The 19,928-nt window shown below is 53.7% G+C and carries 15 protein-coding genes; 14 read left to right on the top strand and 1 reads right to left on the bottom strand.

What is annotated here, in order from left to right; genetic code table 11:
- The first annotated feature begins 14 nt into the window (after positions 1-14).
- The 5 genes from AC1EKS_RS02490 (at position 15) to acnA (ending at position 5,660) form a co-directional block, all read left to right on the top strand.
- On the top strand, positions 15-1,070 hold the full coding sequence (locus AC1EKS_RS02490) for a hypothetical protein (RefSeq protein ID WP_481008864.1): 1,056 nt from the start codon (positions 15-17) through the stop codon (positions 1,068-1,070).
- Positions 1,071-1,540: 470 nt separating this feature from the next.
- Complete coding sequence (locus AC1EKS_RS02485) at positions 1,541-1,846, top strand: type II toxin-antitoxin system RelB/DinJ family antitoxin (RefSeq protein ID WP_481008865.1); 306 nt, start codon at positions 1,541-1,543, stop codon at positions 1,844-1,846.
- Positions 1,843-2,031 carry a type II toxin-antitoxin system RelE/ParE family toxin gene (locus tag AC1EKS_RS02480; RefSeq protein WP_481008866.1) on the top strand — a complete coding sequence of 63 codons (189 nt, stop codon included), beginning with the start codon at positions 1,843-1,845 and terminating at the stop codon, positions 2,029-2,031. Before AC1EKS_RS02485 ends, AC1EKS_RS02480 begins: the two co-directional genes overlap by 4 nt.
- Positions 2,032-2,061: 30 nt before the next feature.
- Complete coding sequence (locus tag AC1EKS_RS02475) at positions 2,062-2,541, top strand: ABC transporter permease (RefSeq protein ID WP_481008867.1); 480 nt, start codon at positions 2,062-2,064, stop codon at positions 2,539-2,541.
- A 416-nt stretch (positions 2,542-2,957) separates the two neighbouring features.
- Positions 2,958-5,660, top strand: a complete 2,703-nt coding sequence (gene acnA, locus AC1EKS_RS02470) for an aconitate hydratase AcnA (RefSeq protein ID WP_481008868.1) — start codon at positions 2,958-2,960, stop codon at positions 5,658-5,660.
- Between the two features lie 337 nt (positions 5,661-5,997).
- Here acnA and AC1EKS_RS02465 read toward each other — a convergent pair whose 3' ends face one another.
- Positions 5,998-7,794 carry a chloride channel protein gene (locus AC1EKS_RS02465; RefSeq protein WP_481008869.1) on the bottom strand — a complete coding sequence of 599 codons (1,797 nt, stop codon included), beginning with the start codon at positions 7,792-7,794 and terminating at the stop codon, positions 5,998-6,000.
- A 96-nt stretch (positions 7,795-7,890) separates the two neighbouring features.
- On the opposite strand from AC1EKS_RS02465, the gene dxs reads away from it, so the two are divergent.
- The 9 genes from dxs (at position 7,891) to recN (ending at position 19,919) form a co-directional block, all read left to right on the top strand.
- Positions 7,891-9,762, top strand: coding sequence for a 1-deoxy-D-xylulose-5-phosphate synthase (dxs, locus tag AC1EKS_RS02460; RefSeq protein WP_481008870.1), 1,872 nt, complete (start codon positions 7,891-7,893; stop codon positions 9,760-9,762).
- A gap of 146 nt (positions 9,763-9,908) precedes the next feature.
- Positions 9,909-10,871, top strand: coding sequence for a sugar-binding transcriptional regulator (locus AC1EKS_RS02455; protein WP_481008871.1), 963 nt, complete (start codon positions 9,909-9,911; stop codon positions 10,869-10,871).
- A 36-nt stretch (positions 10,872-10,907) separates the two neighbouring features.
- Positions 10,908-12,446, top strand: a complete 1,539-nt coding sequence (locus AC1EKS_RS02450; RefSeq protein ID WP_481008872.1) for an FGGY-family carbohydrate kinase — start codon at positions 10,908-10,910, stop codon at positions 12,444-12,446.
- A gap of 53 nt (positions 12,447-12,499) precedes the next feature.
- Positions 12,500-13,561: an NAD(P)H-dependent glycerol-3-phosphate dehydrogenase gene (locus AC1EKS_RS02445; protein WP_481008873.1), complete on the top strand. Its 1,062-nt coding sequence runs from the start codon at positions 12,500-12,502 to the stop codon at positions 13,559-13,561.
- Between the two features lie 234 nt (positions 13,562-13,795).
- Positions 13,796-16,348: an HAD-IIA family hydrolase gene (locus AC1EKS_RS02440; protein WP_481008874.1), complete on the top strand. Its 2,553-nt coding sequence runs from the start codon at positions 13,796-13,798 to the stop codon at positions 16,346-16,348.
- Entirely contained in the window at positions 16,332-16,535 is a 204-nt protein-coding gene (locus AC1EKS_RS02435) for a hypothetical protein (RefSeq protein ID WP_481008875.1), read from the top strand. The genes AC1EKS_RS02440 and AC1EKS_RS02435 overlap by 17 nt, the downstream gene beginning before the upstream one ends.
- A 2-nt stretch (positions 16,536-16,537) precedes the next feature.
- Positions 16,538-17,404 (top strand): TlyA family RNA methyltransferase, encoded by an 867-nt coding sequence (locus AC1EKS_RS02430; protein WP_481008876.1) that lies wholly within the window; start codon positions 16,538-16,540, stop codon positions 17,402-17,404.
- Complete coding sequence (locus AC1EKS_RS02425) at positions 17,397-18,230, top strand: NAD kinase (protein ID WP_481008877.1); 834 nt, start codon at positions 17,397-17,399, stop codon at positions 18,228-18,230. Before AC1EKS_RS02430 ends, AC1EKS_RS02425 begins: the two co-directional genes overlap by 8 nt.
- Before the next feature lie 3 nt (positions 18,231-18,233).
- Positions 18,234-19,919, top strand: a complete 1,686-nt coding sequence (recN, locus tag AC1EKS_RS02420) for a DNA repair protein RecN (protein ID WP_481008878.1) — start codon at positions 18,234-18,236, stop codon at positions 19,917-19,919.
- Positions 19,920-19,928 lie beyond the last annotated feature (9 nt).

Below are 19,928 nucleotides of genomic sequence, written 5' to 3'. Positions count from 1 at the left end.
ACGGCGGAAAAGTAATGGTTGATGAATCAGCGAAGAAGAAACGAACGAAATTATTAGTGGTGATAGCCGTTATAGCGGCAATTGCGGTCTGCTGCGGAGGCGCGTATCTGTATTTCTCAGCACAAGAAGCCAAGACGTATGGCGTGCCGATGGTAGTGAACGCCAAGGGGCTTGATACGGAGAAGGGCACAAAAATCCCTGTCCATGCTACTGGAAAAGATTCCAAGGGAAATGATGTGGACAGCATGTTCTATGGAGGGTCAAGTTCCTCTGACATAGCGCTAAAACCGGGAGATTACAGCCTTGCGATTGCGGCATCGCCAATCGCAGAGGACGGCACCATCTATGACACAAAGGATGCGGTTACGAGGGTGAGCATTGCCAAGGATGGCAAGACCGATGTTGAGAAGGAAATCACTATCGAGCCAATCCCTGCGGAAGAGGTGACAGACGAGCAAATCGAAGCAGCATATAACGCAGCGAAGGACAGTGGGATAGATATATCCAAGCTTGATGAGCTTAAAGAGAGGGCACAGAAGCGCAGGGACGATGCCGTAGCAGCCAAGAAGGCAGAGGAAGAGAAGAAGGCAGCCGAGGAGAAAGCCGCTAAGGAAAAGAAGGTTGCTAAGACCAAGGCAGCGAACGGCGGTCACTCATTCATGACGGACTACTTCTATGTGGATGTTCCGTCTAGCTGGAAGTCCAGTGAGTGGAGCGTGAAGAAGGTAAACGACCATACATGGATGTTCAGTCACATGCCACCTAACGATTACGGTGGCGGAGTATGCATTGCCGTAGCGAAAGACAATCCATGGCCTCAACAAGGTACGAAGATTTTAGGCGAAACGGGCACTGGATTGTATGTGTATATGGGCGCCGAAGCGGGAAAGGGTATCGCGAAGGACCTTAAAGTCACACTGAAGAATACGAAGAATACGAAGAATACGAAGAATACATGGAACCCGTACGACCCAAATTCTGTTCGCCCCGATGGATTCAAGAATTCCGATTGGTGGGAGATTCAGGAGGCACGCCAGAAGCTGAGGGAACAGCAGACGGGCAAGAAGTAAGTTCTTTGAACCTAAGCGGGTCACACGCTCTGTCTTTTTAATTTCAAGAACAAAGACAGAACGTGTGCCTCACTGTGCTTTCGCGCCGCTCGCCACACGAAGAAGACAAGCCGGGCACGGGTAAGGGTCGAGGTGTGTGAGGTGTTTTTCCGTTCGGACATGATTCTTGACACAGCAGCTGTGCCAAAAAAACCTCGTTTATCAATGGATTTGATACATTGTATCGACCGTTGAGACTGTTGCGGTGATGTTACGCGCGTAATAGCTGGGCGTATTTTGCCTTTGTACAGCAGGAGTCTCAAGGTTCTATCGCTTATCGCTAAAAGAATTAAGCTGTTGTGGCTCTAGGCTGGCCTCGTGCGATTTGAGCGCGATTTCGCTTTAATCTTACGGGTGAGTGTGACTTGCTAACGTCATTGCAATGCCAATGCAATGTTATATGATCGTCGTAAGAAACAAGGGGAGATTGTATGGCAAAAACAGCTAACTTGTATACGCGTATTGATCCAGAGTTAAAAGAGCAAGCAGAACATATTTTGAATTCTTTAGGGCTTCCTCCTTCAAGCGCGATTACCATGTTTTATAAGCAGGTGGTTTTACAGCAGGGACTTCCTTTCAACGTAAAGCTTAATTACAGGGAGCCGCTAGATTTAGGCTCTATGACAAGAAATGAATTGCAAGCAGAGCTGGGGAAAGGCTATCAGTCAGTGCTATCTGGGGATGTGAAACCGGCAGACGAAGTATTTGAATCTTTGCACAAGGAATTTGGTTTATGAGCTATGCGGTTTGCATATCACATGAAGCAGAAGAGGACTTGCGGGGCATTTATGCATATATCACCTTCAATTTAATGTCACCTAAAAATGCTAGAGGACAAATAGGCAGGATAGAAAAAGCTATTCAAAGCCTTCATCAGTTCCCGATGAGGCATAGGTTAGTGGATCTGGATCCTTGGAGGTGACCCAGTACGCTTCAGGGTTAGGGGATACGTGTGCTTTTAATCGAGACAGTCATTTTGTGTGCGGCATTTTTTGGGGTCTGCTACTTAGGGACTGGCACAGATCAGAAAAATTTAAGAAACTACAGTTCCTATCCGGTTAAAGTTCAAAACTGCATCCAAGAGATTGCCGAGTACCGCGGAAAGTTTAAAGAAACGGGGAAAGCCGGTATCTGGGTAGCAAATTTTTTCGTATTTAATGTCCTGTTTTTGCTTTTGGGAATCCCTATTCGCCAGGAAAACTTCGCTTATAACTTTATATGTTTGCTAGTCCTAGGGCAGACCTTAAATGTTTTTGACCTGCTCGTCATTGATCTGCTGTGGTGGCGAAATAGCAAGCGGATAAGATTATCGAAAATACCGCAAAAAGAGCTTTATCAAGATCCGAAAAAGCATGTCGAATCATTTTTAAGAGCGCTGGTTCTCTACTTTTTCGTTGCACTAGTTGACGGATACCTACTAAGTTTATTTTGACGAATAACGGCCAGAGGTATTTTCTCTGGATGCAGGGGGAAACTTGCTCACGCACTCGCAATCATGCCAATCGGTAACGCCATAGGAGCGTCCCACCTAGTGTCACAGCCGATAATGCGTCCTACAAGTTCTAGGAATACTTGGTAAAAAGTAACGTAAAAGAAAAATTAGGTAACAAAATTCTTTTATAAATCCCACGCTTTTGGGGAGTGGGGTCGGAACACGCTCTGAGAGTGGGCAGTGGTCGCCTGGTTGCCCACACTTGCGTCCTCGCAGGTAAAGCCGGAATTTCCTTCTCAAAATAGAGCGGTAATACGCGAAAGAAAAAATCGGAGTTGTAAATACTGGCGCTTGCGCAGCTCGCAAAGTATCTTGATGTCAAGAGAAAATATCTTGATTCCATATGGGAGGCTGCAATGAGCTTAAACAGCTTTGGCGCGGCGACACAGCTAAGTGTCGGCGATAAGAGCTATAAAATCTATGACCTAAAGGCGGTACCCGGCACTGAAAAGTTGCCCTACTCCTTGAAAATCTTGGCAGAAAACCTGCTACGTAACGAGGATGGGGAAAACATCACCAAAGAGCAGATCACGCAGATCGCGAATTGGGATCCCGATGCTGAGCCCAGCAAGGAAATCCAGTACAGCCCGGCGCGAGTCTTGATGCAAGACTTCACCGGCGTTCCCTGCATCGTTGACCTGGCTACTATGCGTGACGCGGTGGTGAACCTGGGCAAAGACCCTGACTTGATTAACCCGCAAGTACCAGCGGAAATGGTTATTGACCACTCGGTGCAGATCGATGTATTCGGCTCTAAAGATGCCGTAGAAAAGAATATGGATATTGAGTATCAGCGCAACCAGGAACGTTACCAGTTCCTACGCTGGGGACAGGGCGCATTTGAAAACTTCCGGGTAGTACCCCCGGGGACCGGCATCGTTCACCAGGTAAATATCGAATACCTGGCGCGGGTAGTTTTCGCCGATAAGGACGAGGACGGCGCGCTGGCTTACCCCGACACTTTGGTAGGAACCGACTCCCACACCACCATGGTTAACGGCCTAGGTGTCCTCGGCTGGGGTGTTGGCGGAATCGAGGCCGAAGCGGCCATGCTCGGCCAGCCGGTATCGATGCTGATTCCGCGGGTAGTGGGCTTCAAGCTCACCGGTGAAATCGCTCCCGGTGCTACCGCCACCGATGTGGTACTCACCATCACCCAAATGCTGCGTGACCATGGAGTAGTTGGCAAGTTCGTAGAGTTCTATGGCGAGGGCGTGGGAGCAGTTCCTCTGGCCAACCGCGCCACTATCGGCAATATGTCGCCCGAGTTTGGCTCGACCGCCGCCATCTTCCCGATCGATGACGTGACCATTGATTACCTGCACCTGACCGGACGCAGCGAAGAGGCCTGCGCCCTCGTGCGGGAATACGCCAAGCGGCAAGGACTGTGGCATGACCCCTCTCACGAGGCACGTTACAGCGAATATCTGGAACTGGATCTGTCCACCGTAGTGCCCTCGATTGCTGGTCCGAAGCGTCCGCAAGACCGCATCGAGTTGGCAATGGCCAAAGATTCCTTCAAGAAGATTCTGCCCGACTATGTGGCCGGCGATAAAACCATTGATCCGAAACTGATGCGGCCTACCCGCCCCACCCAAGTGAAACTAGCTGGTGGGGAAGAAGTAGCCATGGATCATGGCGACGTAGTGATTGCCTCCATTACTTCTTGCACTAACACCTCGAACCCCTCGGTGATGATGGCGGCTGGTTTGCTCGCCAAGAACGCCGCTGAAAAGGGTCTAAAGCCCAAGCCGTGGGTGAAAACCTCGCTAGCTCCCGGCTCCCAAGTGGTGCGGGACTACTATGAAAAAGCTGGTTTGATGCCCTATCTGTCGCAGATGGGCTTCGATATTGTCGGCTACGGCTGCACCACCTGTATCGGTAACTCCGGCCCGCTGCCCGAAGAGGTACACAACACGGTAGCGGAAGCAGATCTGACGGTAGTGTCCGTCCTCTCTGGTAACCGTAACTTTGAGGGGCGGATCAACCCGGATGTAAAGATGAACTATCTAGCATCCCCGCCGCTGGTAATCTCCTACGCGCTGGCCGGAACCATGGACTTCGATTTCGAAACCGAGCCGCTCGGCAAAGATAGCCAGGGGAACGAAGTTTACCTGCGCGATATTTGGCCAGCTGCCGAAGAAGTAGAAAAAGTAATCGGTCAGGCTATCGATCGCGATATGTATCTGCATGATTATCAGAGCGTCTTTGCAGGCGATCACCGCTGGCAATCCCTGGAGGTTCCCGATTCACCCACTTTCGCGTGGGACGATGCCTCCACCTATGTGCGCCGGGCACCCTTCTTCGAAGGAATGCCGGAAACCCCGAACCCGGTGAAAGATATTTCCGGAGCCCGGGTGCTGCTGAAACTGGGAGATTCGGTAACTACCGACCATATTTCCCCGGCGGGTGCTTTCGCTGAAAAGACCCCGGCAGGTCAATATCTGAGTTCCCACGGAGTGGAACGGCGCAGCTTCAACTCCTATGGTTCGCGGCGCGGTAACCACGAAGTGATGATGCGCGGCACCTTCGCTAATATCCGCATCCGTAACCAGCTTCTCGACAATGTTGAGGGCGGTTTCACCAAGGACTTCACCAAAGCTGATGCCCCGGTGGTACCGGTTTACGATGCTTCGGTTTCCTACGCCCAGGCCGGCGTGCCCCTGGTAGTGCTAGGGGGCAAGGAATACGGTACCGGATCCTCGCGTGACTGGGCCGCTAAAGGTACTTTGCTACTGGGGGTGAAAGCGGTTATCGCTCGGTCTTTCGAACGTATTCACCGCTCCAACCTGATCGGGATGGGGATACTCCCGCTGCAGTTCCCCGAAGGCGAAAGCGCCGATTCCCTAGGGCTCGACGGGACTGAAACCTTCGATATCAGCGGTATTACCCAGCTGAATGAGGGGGTAACTCCGCCGACCATGAAGGTGAAAGCGACTAAGACCGATGGCTCCACCGTAGAGTTCGACGCCACCGTGCGGATCGACACTCCCGGTGAAGCCCAGTACTACCGCAACGGTGGAATCCTGCAGTACGTACTGCGCAACCTAGTTGCCTGATAACGCAATAACTCTAGTGCTCTGGGCACGGTAAAAGCGCTCGGGGGACCCCGGTGATTCTTGCTTCGCTCGAATCAAGCCCCCACTCGCATCTTTTACCGTGCCCAGAGTTTTGCTCCTATAGCGGATTTCATCAAAGCGAATAATGTGCAAATCACTATAAAAACTAGGTAGCAAGTAACAGGTCATAGTATCCGGCACGGCAAAAGTGCTCGGGGGACCCGGATTAACCGTGCTTGCACCCGGCTAGAGGAAAATAACTCACTGAGATAAATAGGTGTGTTTCCGATGTTTCGGTTAGTGATTACAACCGGTTTTTACCACGCCCAGAGTGGCGTTAGCGGTGGCGATGTTTCCAGTGTTTGCGAATCCGCTTGCCCAGAGAATCTCCCAAGTCGCGTTGACTGAGCGCCTGGGTTTGCTGACGGTACAGCTTGACGATCAGGTCGCGCCCTCGCACATACCCCAAAACTTTTTGGGAGCGCCCCACCACCGGCAGATTTGAGAGGGAGGACTGCGCCAGCTCCTTGAGGATTTGACTAGGGAGCTCAGCGGGAGAACAAAACGCTGAGACCAGGCGGATTTCTGACAGGGGTACATCCTCGCCGCGTTTTTCGATCTCCTCACGCAGTAAGAGGGCGCTCACTGAGCCTTGGAATATTCCCTGAGCATCTACTACTGCCAGCGAAACTTCTCCCGAGGTTTCCAGGGCTTTTTCGGCCTGACCCAAAGTAATATCTGCATCTAAAACTTGCGGTGGTTGATGCATTAAATCCGCCGCCGTACTGCGTCCGAGCAGAGTGGCGGAGACCGGGTCAGAAAGCCGCTCACCGCGGCGGTGCAGCTTTTGAGTATAGATAGTCGAACGGGTCATAAATAGAGAAATCCCGGTAGCAATCGCTACTGCCAACATCATCGGGAGGATCAGAGAATACTGCCTGGTCATCTCAATAATGATAAACACTGCGGTTAGGGGAGCGCGGGAGGCCGCTGCGAAAGCTGCCCCCATGCCGATTACTCCATAAATGGCAGTTGAAGAAGCCGACCAGGGTTGCACTAGCTGTCCCACCGCCATGCCCGCGCAGGCGCCCACAAATAAGGTAGGTCCGAAGACTCCGCCGGCTCCCCCCATAGAAATAGTGAAAGCGGCACTCAGCGCGCGCCCTAGTAGCAGTGCTACCACCATCGCAAGCGGGAAATCACCCGAGAGTACCCGCAGCTGCACGCTCTCCCCGGTACCGTAAAGCAGAGGGAAGTAATACAAGAAAATCCCCAACAGCACTGAACCGGCTACGGGGCGGAACCACGCTTTCCAGTGATATACCAGATCGATGCCATCCCAAACCAGATAGATCAGTTTAGAAAACCCGATTCCCGCCAGGGTTGCGACCAAGGCTGCCAGGGCTACCAGCAGATAGTCACTGTGCGAAAACAGCTCCAAGGATTGGCTGAGGGGTACGTTGGCTCGGTCAGGGAGAAACTGTTGGGACACCAGGGAGGCAGATACCGAGGCAAACACGATGAAGACAAAGTCTTCGGCGCTAAGAGCCCCTAGCACCAGTTCCACCGCGAAACAGGCGCCTGCCAGGGGAGCATTAAAAGTAGCGGCGATTCCGGCGGCAGCCCCGCAAGCGCACAGGAACATCAGGCGTTGTTTACTTAAGCCCAGGCGGGTTCCTACCCAGGAAGAAATCGCAGCACCAATCATCACAATTGGACCTTCGCGCCCGGCGTTTCCTCCTCCTCCCAAAGTCAGCGAGGACGCAAAAAGTTTGACTAGGGCGTTGCGTCCGGGGATCCTCCCGCCTTTGCGCCGTACGGCGAACATTACTTCCGGGACGGCGTGTCCGCGAGAACCGGGGGTGAAATATGCAACTACCGGCCCATAAAGCAAAGCTGAAATCACTGGGACCGCGATGAGGAAAACCGGGGGTAGTCCCAGGAATCCGTGGGGGGCACCTGCGTGGGCAGGGTAGTCAGTGTAGCCGGTGAGTAGATAACTCCAGCTTTCAATTAAATAGTAAAAACCTACTGAGACCAGGCCCACTAGCGCCCCAATAGCGATAGAAAGCGCGGTCAGACCGGCACGCGAGCCCGCGAAGGAGCCGGCAAACCGTGACCGCTTGTTACTCATGGTTTTAGTTTGACGCGCTGGGCGTCGCTAACGCAAGTAACTGCCGATAAATCCATCTTCGCCCTTATAGATCTGAAATGCGGCTAAACTGGCTGGGTGGCAAAAATACTCGATCGGATAAATAACCCGGCAGATTTGCAGAAGCTCTCCAGCTTGGAACTGGCGGATCTGGCCGGTGAGATCCGGTCATTCCTGGTAGAGAATGTGGCAAAAACCGGGGGGCATATGGGGCCCAACCTGGGGGTAGTCGAGCTAACTATTGCGCTCCACCGTATGTTTTCTTCCCCCACCGACACCATTATTTTCGATACCGGGCATCAAGCCTATGTCCATAAGATCCTCACTGGGCGCAAGGACTTTACTAATCTGCGCACGGCGCAAGGACTGTCCGGTTATCCTTCCCGCGCAGAATCAGTACACGATGTAGTAGAAAACTCCCATGCTTCCACCGCCCTATCTTGGGCGCAGGGCGTGGCGGAAGCCAAAGCCCTAAAAGGAGACCGTTCCTATACGGTGGCAGTAATCGGTGATGGCGCTATGACCGGCGGCATGACTTGGGAAGCTCTGAATAATATTTCTGAACGTCCCGATCTGCGCCTGATTATTGTGGTAAACGACAACGGCCGGTCCTACGAGCCCACTATTGGGGGACTAGCTCATCACCTGGATGCACTGCGTACTTCTCCCGCCTATGAGCGGGCGCTGCGCTGGGGAAAACAGCATTTAAAGTCGCGGGGCAAGCCCGGAGAGCTCACCTATGATGCGCTGCATGGGATTAAACGGGGGATGGCCGATATGGTCTCTCCCGAACAAGTAATGTTTTCTGACCTAGGGATCAAATATACCGGTCCGGTAGATGGACATGACATTGTGGCTACCGAGTTCGTTCTGGCACGTGCCAAAGAGTTTTCCGGGCCGATTATCGTGCATGCCATCACTGAGAAAGGGCGCGGCTACACTCCGGCCGAAGAAAATGATGCCGACCATTTCCATACCGTGGGCCCGATTCATCCCGAGACTGGGCTGCCGGTAAAGAAAGAACGTTTTGGCTGGACAGCGGTGTTTGCGGAAGAAATCGTGCAACTGGCTAAACGGAACCCCAAGATCGTGGGGATATCGGCAGCGATGATGGAGCCGGTAGGGTTAAAGCCACTGCGAGCCCAATTCCCGCACCGAGTTTTTGATGTTGGAATCGCCGAGCAACACGCGATGACTATGGCCGCCGGACTATCTTTTGCTGGCTGTCACCCGGTACTCGCCCTCTATGCCACCTTCCTAAACCGTGCCTTTGACCAGCTGTTAATGGATGCTGCCCTGCATAAACAGGGAATAACTGTGGTACTAGATCGCGCGGGTATTACCGGAGCCGATGGCGCTAGCCATAACGGAATGTGGGATTTGGCGATTGCCGCCATGGTCCCCGGGATTAGGGTGGCGGCTCCGCGGGACGCAAGTACCTTGCGCAAACTCTTAGGACAGGCAGTATCCATAGCGGATGGACCCACAATTGTGCGCTACCCCAAAGGGAGTGTGCCCCCAGATATCAAGGCAGAAGTAACCGAAGATGGCCTAGATGTTCTATTCCAGAGTTCAGGTCGGGGTAAAAATATTCTGGTGGTAGCGGTGGGAGCTATGGCAGGGCAGGCCATCGCGCTTTCAAAGGAACTCGCCGGGCGAGGTCACGCGGTTAGATGCGTGGATCCCGGTTGGGTTATCCCCATTTCTCCCGCGCTTTTAAGGCAGGTGGCTGCCGCTGATTTGGCTATCACTATCGAGGACGGAGAAGTAACCAACGGAGTAGGAGCGCTGCTACGCAGCACCTGCGCAGGCGAAAACTGTTTCACCCCGATTAAATCTTTCGGAATTCCTCGCGCCTTCCTACCCACGGATTCTCGCGATCACCTGCTGGATAGCTCCCGGATGACGCCCCAAGCGATGCTAGCTGACTTGGAGCAGCTGCTGGACTAGACGTGCACATTTTAGTCTGCCGCATTCCGGAGGATCTGCAGTTTTTACCGCAGAGTGTGCACTTTTGTTGCAAAAGAATCGTTTTGGTGATCCTTCCAAGGGTAACGGCTTAGGCTGAGGATAGCAGGTAGTGGCAAAGGGTGGTTATGGGACGCGAGGATTATCGAGTAGATCTGCTGGTGGAAGCAGCGCGTTTGTACTATGAAAATTCTTTGACTCATGCCCAAATTGGTAAGAAGCTGGGGTTTAGCCGTTGGACCGCCTCCCGCTTGATTCAGGAAGCCCGTGACCGGGGAATTGTACGAATCACGATTGAGGCTCCGCGCGCCGAACACTATGAGTTAGAACAAGCGTTAAAAGAGAATTTTGATCTTGATCGAGTAGTAGTGGTCCCCCAAGAAACTGGGGAAAACGCTACCTTTCGCGCAGTGGCGCAAGCGGCGGCGCGATATTTGCAGTCATTGCGTCCCCAACCACGTACCCTCGCGGTTTCCTGGGGAAAAACGATCGCGCGGGTAGCGCGGGAACTGCCTGACCAGTGGGCCAGTGGCACTACGGTGATCCAGACAAACGGGGGACCCAGTTACACCCAAGACAACTTTGTTGCCGAATCTATACGTACCATTGCAGAAAAAGCTGGAGGTTTTGGTCGGGTACTACCCGCTCCGGCCCTAGTGGGCGATAGCCGGATTGCCACTGCACTGCGGCGGGATTCTTCGATAAAAGCCACTCTAGAGGCAGCGGCGAACGCTGATGTAATCTGTTTTTCACCCGGAAAGCTGGAAGCAGATTCGGTTTTGGTGCGTTCTGGTTATGTGTCGGAAGGCGATCTTCAAAAACTTTTTGCGCACGGGGTAGTGGGGGATTTACTTTGCCGGTTCGTAAATGCCGATGGTCTCCCGGCCGATGCGGAATTAGATAAGTGCACGATTGGGATTAGTTTAAAATCTCTTAAGGCTGCACGGATGAAAGTGACTGTCTCGTCCGGCAATGCCAAGACGGATACTACTTTGGCAACGTTAAGGGGTGGCTATGTTGACACCCTGATAGTGGATTCTGGACTGGCACAGTCAATATTGAAAGAAACTGAACTGAAAATAGAAAAATAACAATATAACGCCTTCAACGAGGAAAGCAGAGGAAAAATGAGCGGCGAATTGATGATTGGGATCGATCTGGGAACCTCCGGGGTACGCGCCGGGGTAGTCGACACCCAAGGAAAAATATTGAAAACCGTGGCTACCGAGTGGGGCACTGACTATCCCGCTCCCGGGCGTGCCCAGCAAGACCCCCATGACTGGTGGAAGGGGGTATGTGAGGTTACCAGCGCAGTGATGTCAGATTTTGATCCCGACGCTATCTGCGGACTGAGTGTCGATACGACCTCGGCAACGGTAGTGCCCTGTACCAAAGATGGTAAACCGCTGAGCCCGGCAATCATGTGGATGGATGTGCGGGCTATTAAAGAGGCACAGGACTTATCCAATACCGGTGATCCCGCCCTAAAATATGCCGGACACGATACTGTTAGCGCCGAGTGGGGTACCCCCAAACTAATGTGGCTAAAACGCAATGAACCAGAAATCTGGGAGAAAACCGAGGTCATTGCCGATTGCCTGGACTATTTGATTTTCCAGTTGAGTGGAGAGTGGACAGCATCAGTATGTAACTGTTCCTGTAAATTCTTCTATGACTCCAACTGGGGAGGCTGGCCCACCACTCTATATGCAGCAGCCGGCATCCCGGAAGCCTTGGAAAAATTCCCCGAGCGCATCCTCAAAATGGGGGAAGTAGCCGGATCCCTAACTGCGGAAGCGGCTGCACTTTTGGGGCTAAAAGCAGGAATCCCGGTAATCGAGGGCGGTATCGATGCCCATGTGGGTGCTATCGGATTAGGGGTAGTTGAGCCCGGCTCTCTGGCCTTGATCACCGGATCTTCCCATGTGATGTTGGGACAAACCGACAAAGCGGTTTACTCGATGGGTATCTGGGGCGCCTATTACGATGCCATTATTCCCGGACAATACACTCTGGAGGCCGGGCAGGTTTCTACCGGATCTATGCTCAGTTGGTTTGTGCGCAACTACTGCGTGAAAGCCCTTGAAAATGAGCGTTTAACCGGGGAAGATCCCTATGTCTACCTGGATAAACTCGCCAGCGAGGTGCCGATCGGAGCTAACGGGATAGTTGCCCTGGACCATTTCCAAGGAAATCGTACTCCCTTCGTGGATGCGCGTTCCCGTGGCCTGTTTGCTGGGCTCTCCCTGTCCCATACCGAAGCTGATATGTACCGGGCAGTGCTAGAAAGCGTTTGTTACGGTACTGGGGCTATTTTTGATACCTTCCGGCAAAAGGGGTTCGCCCCGAAACGAGTGATGGCCTCCGGAGCGCCCACCAAGTCGAAACTGTGGATGCAGATGCACGCGGATGTAACCGGAGTACCGATTATTATTCCTGAAAATGTGCAAGGTCCGCTGTTCGGATCGGCGATGTTGGCGGCTTGCGGAGCTGGGATCTTTTCCTCGATTGAGGAGGCTGCCGCACAGATGGTGCGGGCAGTTAAGACCTATGAACCCGACCAGGCGGCTCATGAGGAATACCGCTTCTACCTGGATCGTTATCTAGAACTTTATGCTGCGGTATCTCCGATTGTGGCCAAGATCGGAAAACATCAGCAACAGTAGACCGCCGCAAATTTTACAAAAATTTATTAACAACACCTTTAGGAGAAAACAAAATGGCAAAAATTGTAATGCTGGGATCGGGAATTATGGCAACCGCTCTTTCCTTCCCTGCCAGTGAAAACGGTCATGAGGTGCGCCTAGTAGGCACCCATTTGGACCGGGATATTATCGACTCGATTAAAACCAAAGGCATTCACCCGGATTTGGGGTTAAAGGTTAACGAGGGGGTCAAAGCCTACCAGCTCGAGGAAGCAGAGGAAGCCTTCGCGGACGCGGAAGTGGTCATGTGTGGAGTCAACAGCTTCGGGATCGAATGGGCAGGCGAACAGCTGGCCGGATTGCTAAAACCGGGGCAAGACCTATTGTGTATCACCAAGGGGATGCGCGCCGATGAGGATGGCACCATGCACGTTTTGCCGGAGGTACTCAAGAAGGCGGTGGGACCAGAGCTAGCTTCACAAGTTTCTTGGTCTGCCATTGTAGGGCCTTCCATCGCTGGTGAAGTAGCGGTTCATCATGACACCTGCGTGGTCTTCTGTGGAGAAGATCAAGAAGTGCTCACCAAGTTGGCCGAAATGTTCCGGACAGATTATTACCACGTGTGGACTTCTACCGATTTCATTGGTCACGAAACCGGGGCAGCCACCAAGAATATCTATGCGTTTGCCGCCGGATTCGGTAATGGATTGCTGGATAAAGAAGGTAAAACCGATGACAAATATGTGCGCTTCAACTATGGGGCAGCCGTGTTTGCACAGGGACAGAAAGAACTACGGCAATTCGTACAGCTCCTTGGGGGCGAGGCGGTAACCGCTGATGGCCTGGGCGGAGTTGGCGATATGTTCGTAACCTCGATGGGAGGCCGCAACGTTAAAGCCGGTCGTTACGTAGGAGCGGGGGTGCCCTTCTCCGAAGTTCGCGAGTCCCTAATGAAAGGGGTAACCCTAGAGGGGGTAGCCGCGATTCAGGTAATCGGGGCAGCCCTAAAACCGCTGACCGAAAGGGGAGTAATCAAAGAGGACGATTTCCCACTATGTCGCTACCTGTACTCGGTAGTAGCTGAGGATGCACCCCTAGAAATGCCCTGGTCACTCTTCTTCGGAGGGGAATGCTAAAGGGACACCTGGAACTAGTTTTCTGGCTGGCAGGACGGCTTTATAGCAGTCCTGCCAGCCAGAACTATTTTTGGTGTATAAGAAGCAACTAATTCGCTAAATTGGGTGCTCCGGTCAGCTCTGGTTTGGGAAATAGTGAGGATAGACAACCTTTTAGAGGCAGCTTTGCGACGGCGTTTACGCTTAGAATAGGGGTAGTCGACTAATGAAATAGGGAAAGATAAGGATCTAGAGTTGAGTAATTTTAATCAGCAAAGTGGCGGACGCGAACCCCAATGGCGCAAACGGCGTTCTAAGTCGGGCGGCGGGGAAGGCTCCGGCAATAACCGTAGTTACTCAGATTCTTCAGGCCAGCGGCAAGGCGATCGGGATGGTTACCGCGGACGCGGCAAATCCGAGGGTGGATACCGTGAGGGTGGCTACCGGAAGGATAACCGCCGGGGCGGCAGGTGGCAGGATCGGCGTGGCGGCAACTCGCGTAATGATCGCGGCGGTTATCGCGGCGGCAGCTCTGGTTATGACCGCAATGATCGCGGCGGTGGCTTCCGGGGCGAGGGCGGCTCCTACCGGGCAGACCGGGAGGACAATCGCGGAGGACGCCAAAACTACCGAGATGACCGCCGCGAATACCGCGGGGCCGGGCAGCGATCGGGACGCAACTCTTTCCGCAGGGGAGACCGAGATCAAAGATCAGGTTCGGATCGGGGATTTAACCGCGGCGGGCGGCGCTTTGATCGCGACAACCGCCGTGATAACCGGTGGAATAACCGCAGAGATGATCGTCGGGATGATCGCCGGGAGCGGGAAGCACAAGCGCCTCGCTCGGGAAAGCATTCTTTTGGGGTTCATGATTCCCGCTACCGCGCCAAAGAGTGGCGCCACGATAACGAGCCGCAGATTCCTGCGGGGGTAAAGGCTTCTGACCTGGATCGAGAATCACGGGCCGCCCTATCCTCGCTGGATCCTGATAACGCCGAAAAAGTTGCTCGGCATTTGGTGATGGCCGGATCACTGCTAGATGTTGATGCGGAAGAAGCCTATTTGCACGCCAAGGCAGCAGTTAGCCGCGCTGGTCGCATCGGAGCAGTCCGAGAAGCCTGTGCGCTCGCAGCCTACGGGTGCGGAAAATACAGCGAAGCCTTGCGGGAAGTGCGGGCAGCGCGCCGCTTGACTGGAACTGACAGTTTGCGGGCGATTGAAGCGGACTGTGAACGCGGACTGGGCAAGCCGGAAAAAGCTTTAGAGATCATTGCCGAAACTGATACTTCGGCCTACGATCTTTCTGACCTGGTAGAACTGGTGATAGTGCAGGCGGGAGCCCGTCATGACTTGGGTGATTCCGATGCGGCGCTACTGGTACTAAATCATTTCTTAGAAAATCAGCAGTTGGAAGAACCGGTGCTGTTGGCACGGATGCTGTCTTACAAGGCTGATTTGTTGCGCGAACTCGGCAGGCAGGAAGAAGCCGAGGAAGTTGAGGCAGAAACTCCAGATGTTCCCGATACCGTGGCGATCGTAGATCTGGAAGAAGTATTGGAAGCAGACAACCCCTATGTGCCCTCTGATCTGCATGGCAGTCGTAAACCGCTAGTTGAAACTGCTGATGTGCTCCTTATTGACCTAGATGGTGTTTGCTACGCCGGCACCCGCGATATTCCTAATGCAGCTGCCGGTTTAGCGGCGGCGCGGGAAGCGGGAGTAAAGTTCCAGTTCGTAACCAATAACGCCTCGCGTAGCCCGCAGCAGGTGGCTGAAAAACTAAAGGGGCATCAGATTTTCGCCGCTCCGGAAGAGATAATGACTGCGGCCATGGATGCGGTAGAGATCATGACCGAAAAGATCGAACCGAAATCAAAAGTGCTGGTAATCGGAACCCAGGCATTGCGTGATACCGTTGCGGAAGCTGGGTTTGAGGTCGTTAGCAAAGCCAGTGAACAGCCAGCGGCGGTAATCCAAGGCTATGGAGCTGAGGTCGGGTGGGCGCAGCTATCGGAGGCCGCTTATGCGATTAATGCCGGCGCCCTGTTCATGGCCACTAACCTGGACGCAACTTTGCCCACTGAAAATGGTTTCGCCTTAGGTAATGGTTCCCTGGTGGCGGCAGTAGAACATGCCACCGGGCAAAAACCCTTTGCCGGTGGAAAGCCCTTTGCAGGAATATATCGGAAAGCCACCGCCCATGCGGGGGCAACTAAACCGCTGGCGGTAGGCGATCGCCTCGATACTGATATCGCCGGGGCAGTTGCCGCCGACATGTTGAGCTTCCATGTCCTTACCGGGGTGTCTGACGCCAAAGCGGTGGCGTTGGCCTATCCCGATCGGCGTCCCTCCTACCTGGGCCTAGATCTTACCGACTTGATGCGGGTACATCCTGGCCCGGTGCATCAGCCTACCGGGGCTTGGACTAGTGGAGAATCCGCCGCTTTTATGGTGGCTGAAGATGGGCGAGTGATGCGCGAGGATGAACCGGTCGATAACGGCGTGGTGCTCAGCCTGGAGGATTACCGCGCCCTGGTGGCCGCGGTTTGGGATGCTCGCGACCAGGGAATCTTTGTGCATCTACCGGATATCGAGGTTGTGCGGGAGATTGAAAAACCGGTGTCGGAGGCACCGGAAGAGGCACCGGAAGAAGAAACTACCCCGAATGAACCGACAGCTGATGCGGAGGAAACTTCTCCGGCAGCGGAGCCGGAAACGGAAACGATCAGCGATGAGGATGCAAACAGCGAAGACCAGCAGCTAGAGCTACTGCTTCCCGGTGAGGTCGACGGTGAACGCGAACAGTAGTATTCCGGATTCTTCCGAAGACCTAGAGCTAGCGGCTCGGAAATCTGAAATCGACCAACTATTAGACAGCTGGCCGACCGAGGGTGCCAGCATCTATCCGCAGGTTACTTTAAGTGAGTTAGAAGCGGTGGCAACTAAATTATCTGCCGCTTTGGACTCCCTTAATACGCAGGTAGAAAGAAATTAGCCATGGGGAGGCTGCGTCGACTTGATCGCGAACTGGTGCGTCGGCATCTAGCGACTTCGCGTGCGCATGCCGCTCGGCTGATCACCGCTGGCCAGGTCAGTGTTGATGGGCGGGTAATGCCTAAACCTGCCTCCCAAATTGATCCCGCTCAAGCCGTGGTAGTAGCGAAAAGCCCGGATGCGGAATACGCTTCCCGTGGCGGCTACAAACTGGCCGGCGCCCTCGATATTTTGGGAAACGATGCCCCCGTTATTAAAGGTAAGCGTTGTCTGGATGCCGGGGCTTCTACCGGCGGATTCACCGATGTGTTATTGCGGCGGGGAGCGCAAAGCGTAATCGCGGTAGATGTGGGTTATGGGCAGCTGCGTTGGAGCCTGCAGCAAGACCCTCGAGTAGAGGTTCATGACCGCACGAATATTCGTTACCTTGATCCCCAAGAAATCGGAGAACCCGCCCAATTGGTAGTGGGGGATTTGTCTTTTATCTCCCTGAAACTGGTGATACCTGCTCTGGTTAGAGCCTCTAGTGCAGATGCGGAATACCTGCTGATGGTCAAACCCCAATTTGAAATCGGTCGAGAAGACTTGGGAGCCGGGGGAGTGGTGCGCGACCCCGAGGATCATTTCCGTACAGTGGTGGAGGTGATCGTCGCAGCTAAAGAAAACGGGTTAGGATTAATACAGGTGGCGGCTTCGCCATTGCCCGGGCCGGCCGGTAACGTAGAGTACTTCATCTACCTGGGCCGTGGGACGGCTATGCCCCCTGACGAAGAGGTACGGGGGATGGTACGAACCGCAATTGCTGCCGGTCCCGCCGGGCAAGAGGGAAACCAGACAACCAGCCAAACAGAGGGAGAAGTTCATGGGTGAGCGGCACGTGATGGTTATCCGGCACCTTTCGCGCCCAGATTTGGAATCAACCGCCGATAATGTTGCCCAGGAGCTGCGCAGCCATGGGATAACGCCCGTAGATGAAAATTATTCCGGTGCGGTGGAGATTGTGATTGCCCTAGGCGGGGACGGTACTTTGTTAGGAGCTGCCCGCTATGCCCGTGCCCAAACAGTTCCCCTAATCGGTATCAACCTGGGGCACACCGGGTTCCTAACCGAGGTGGAGCCGGATCGAATCTCAGAAGTTATTAACCATATTGTGGCTGGTTCTTACACGGTACAGTCGCGAATGACCGTGGATGTGACGGTTACTTTGCCTGATGGCAGTGAAATAACTGATTGGGCGCTCAACGAGGCGGCGATTTTATCTACCGATCGCGCCCACCCCTCACACCTGGGATTAGGGATCGATCAGCGCGGCATCACCACCTACGGGGCAGATGGTCTGATTGTGGCTACTCCCACTGGTTCTACTGCCTATAACTTTTCTGCCGGCGGTCCGATCGTTTGGCCAGATGTAGAAGCGGTAGTGGTTTCCCCCCTGGGAGCGCACGGACTATTTACCCGCCCCTTGGTAGTGTCCCCCGAATCCACTATGGAAATCTCGGTGCTGCCGGACCAACGCACCCCGATGGAGCTGTGGCTGGACGGGTTACGTTGCCATGAAGTACCACCGGCATCCTCCCTGCGGGCGACGAAAGGAAAATCGCCAGTACTCCTAGCGCAGATTCTAGACACTCCCTTCTCCGGGCGCCTAGTACATAAATTCCAATTGCCGGTTAAAGGCTGGCGTTCGCTGGGATAAATAATGATTGACCAGCTTAGTATCACTAACCTCGGGGTAATATCGCGGGCAGAACTGAACTTTTCCCCTGGATTAACGGTGCTCACCGGAGAGACCGGAGCGGGAAAAACTATGGTTTTATCCTCTATCGGTCTGTTGTTGGGGAAAAAAGCCGACCCGGCTTTGGTGCGCTACGGAGAAAAAGAACTGGCAGTGGAGGGAATTTTTATCTCCGATAGCTCTTCTCCGGTGGCACTGACGCTTACCGAGGCCGGCGGATTTGTTGAGGACGGAGAGATCATTCTCGCCCGCACGGTTCCCTCCCAGGGGCGTTCGCGATGTCACGGCGGAGGACGCACCATTCCAAGCACAGTGTTAGCCCAGATCGGAACGGAATTGGTTACGGTGCATGGACAATCCGAGCAGCTGAGATTGCGCAGCGGGGGACGGCAGTTAACTTTATTGGATTCTTTCGGTTCAGCTTCGCACCTAGAACTAGTAAAGCAGTTTCGAGAAACCTATGCGTCATGGCGTGATTTGCAATCCCAACTCCAGCAGTGGGAAAACGAGCGGCAAGCACGGGAGATAGAAGTTTCTCGTCTAAAAGAGGGAGTAAAGCTACAGGAAAAGCTACAGCCGGAGCCGGGAGAAGAGGAAGCGCTACTCCGCAAAATTGAGCGGCTGGGGAATGTAGAAGAACTGAGGGAAGCGGCCCAGAGCGCCTATAGCTATCTTGCAGGGGATAGCGCCGGGCAAGGGGTTGATGCGGCCTCGCTGGTGAGCGCGGCTATTCAAGCTCTAGAAAAGGGAGCCCAAAGCGACGAAGAATTATCGCAGTTGGCGCAGGGACTGCGGGATGCCTCCTCAATTATTTTGGATATCTCCGCGGAGGCGGGAGCCTATCTCGCTGATCTTCAAGCTGACCCGGGACAGTTAGATCAAGACCAGGCCCGCCTGGCAGAGTTGCGCCATGCCTATCGTCCCTGGGCAAAAGATTTAGATAGTTGGTTAAGCTGGGCAGATAAGGCGAGAGAAAAAATTATCCAGCTCTCTGGACCTCAAAACCAGGGTACTGTGCTTAAAGAACAGCTGGCTAAAACCAGTTCGCAGTTAGAAACCCTAGGGAAAAAAGTGTCCCGCGCCCGCCTCACCCTTGCCAAAGACTTAAAAAAGGAAGTTGCGGAAGAGCTAGGTGCCCTGCAGATGCCCGATGCCGGGTTCGATATTGAGTTAGAATCCCTCCCACAGCCCAACTCTCATGGCTTTGACCAGGTAACTTTTGGTCTGAGGGCAGGTCGTAAGGCTAAGCTGCGCCCCTTGGGGCAAGGAGCTTCTGGGGGTGAACTATCACGGATTATGTTGGCTTTGGAGGTTACTCTCGCCGCTAAATCTCTAGCTAAAGGTACTCATACTTTTATTTTTGATGAAGTAGATGCCGGGATCGGAGGTACAACTGCGCTCGCGGTGGGCCAGCGCCTGGCTAGGTTGGCAAAACATGCACAAGTGATAGTAGTAACCCATCTTCCGCAAGTAGCAGCCTGGGCAGATAAACAACTGGTAGTGTCGAAAAATAACGATACTGCTCAGGTGAGAGAAGTCGCAGGTAGTGAGCGAGAACGTGAAATTGCGCGGATGCTGGCCGGCAAAGCGGACTCTAAATCTGCCCTCGAGCATGCTCAGGAACTGATTAGCGCGTGTCGCGTGGGGTAATGTTGACCC

The sequence above is a fragment of the Varibaculum sp. C0165D1 genome (assembly GCF_056590355.1).
This window is presented reverse-complemented; position numbering and strand designations above follow the sequence as displayed.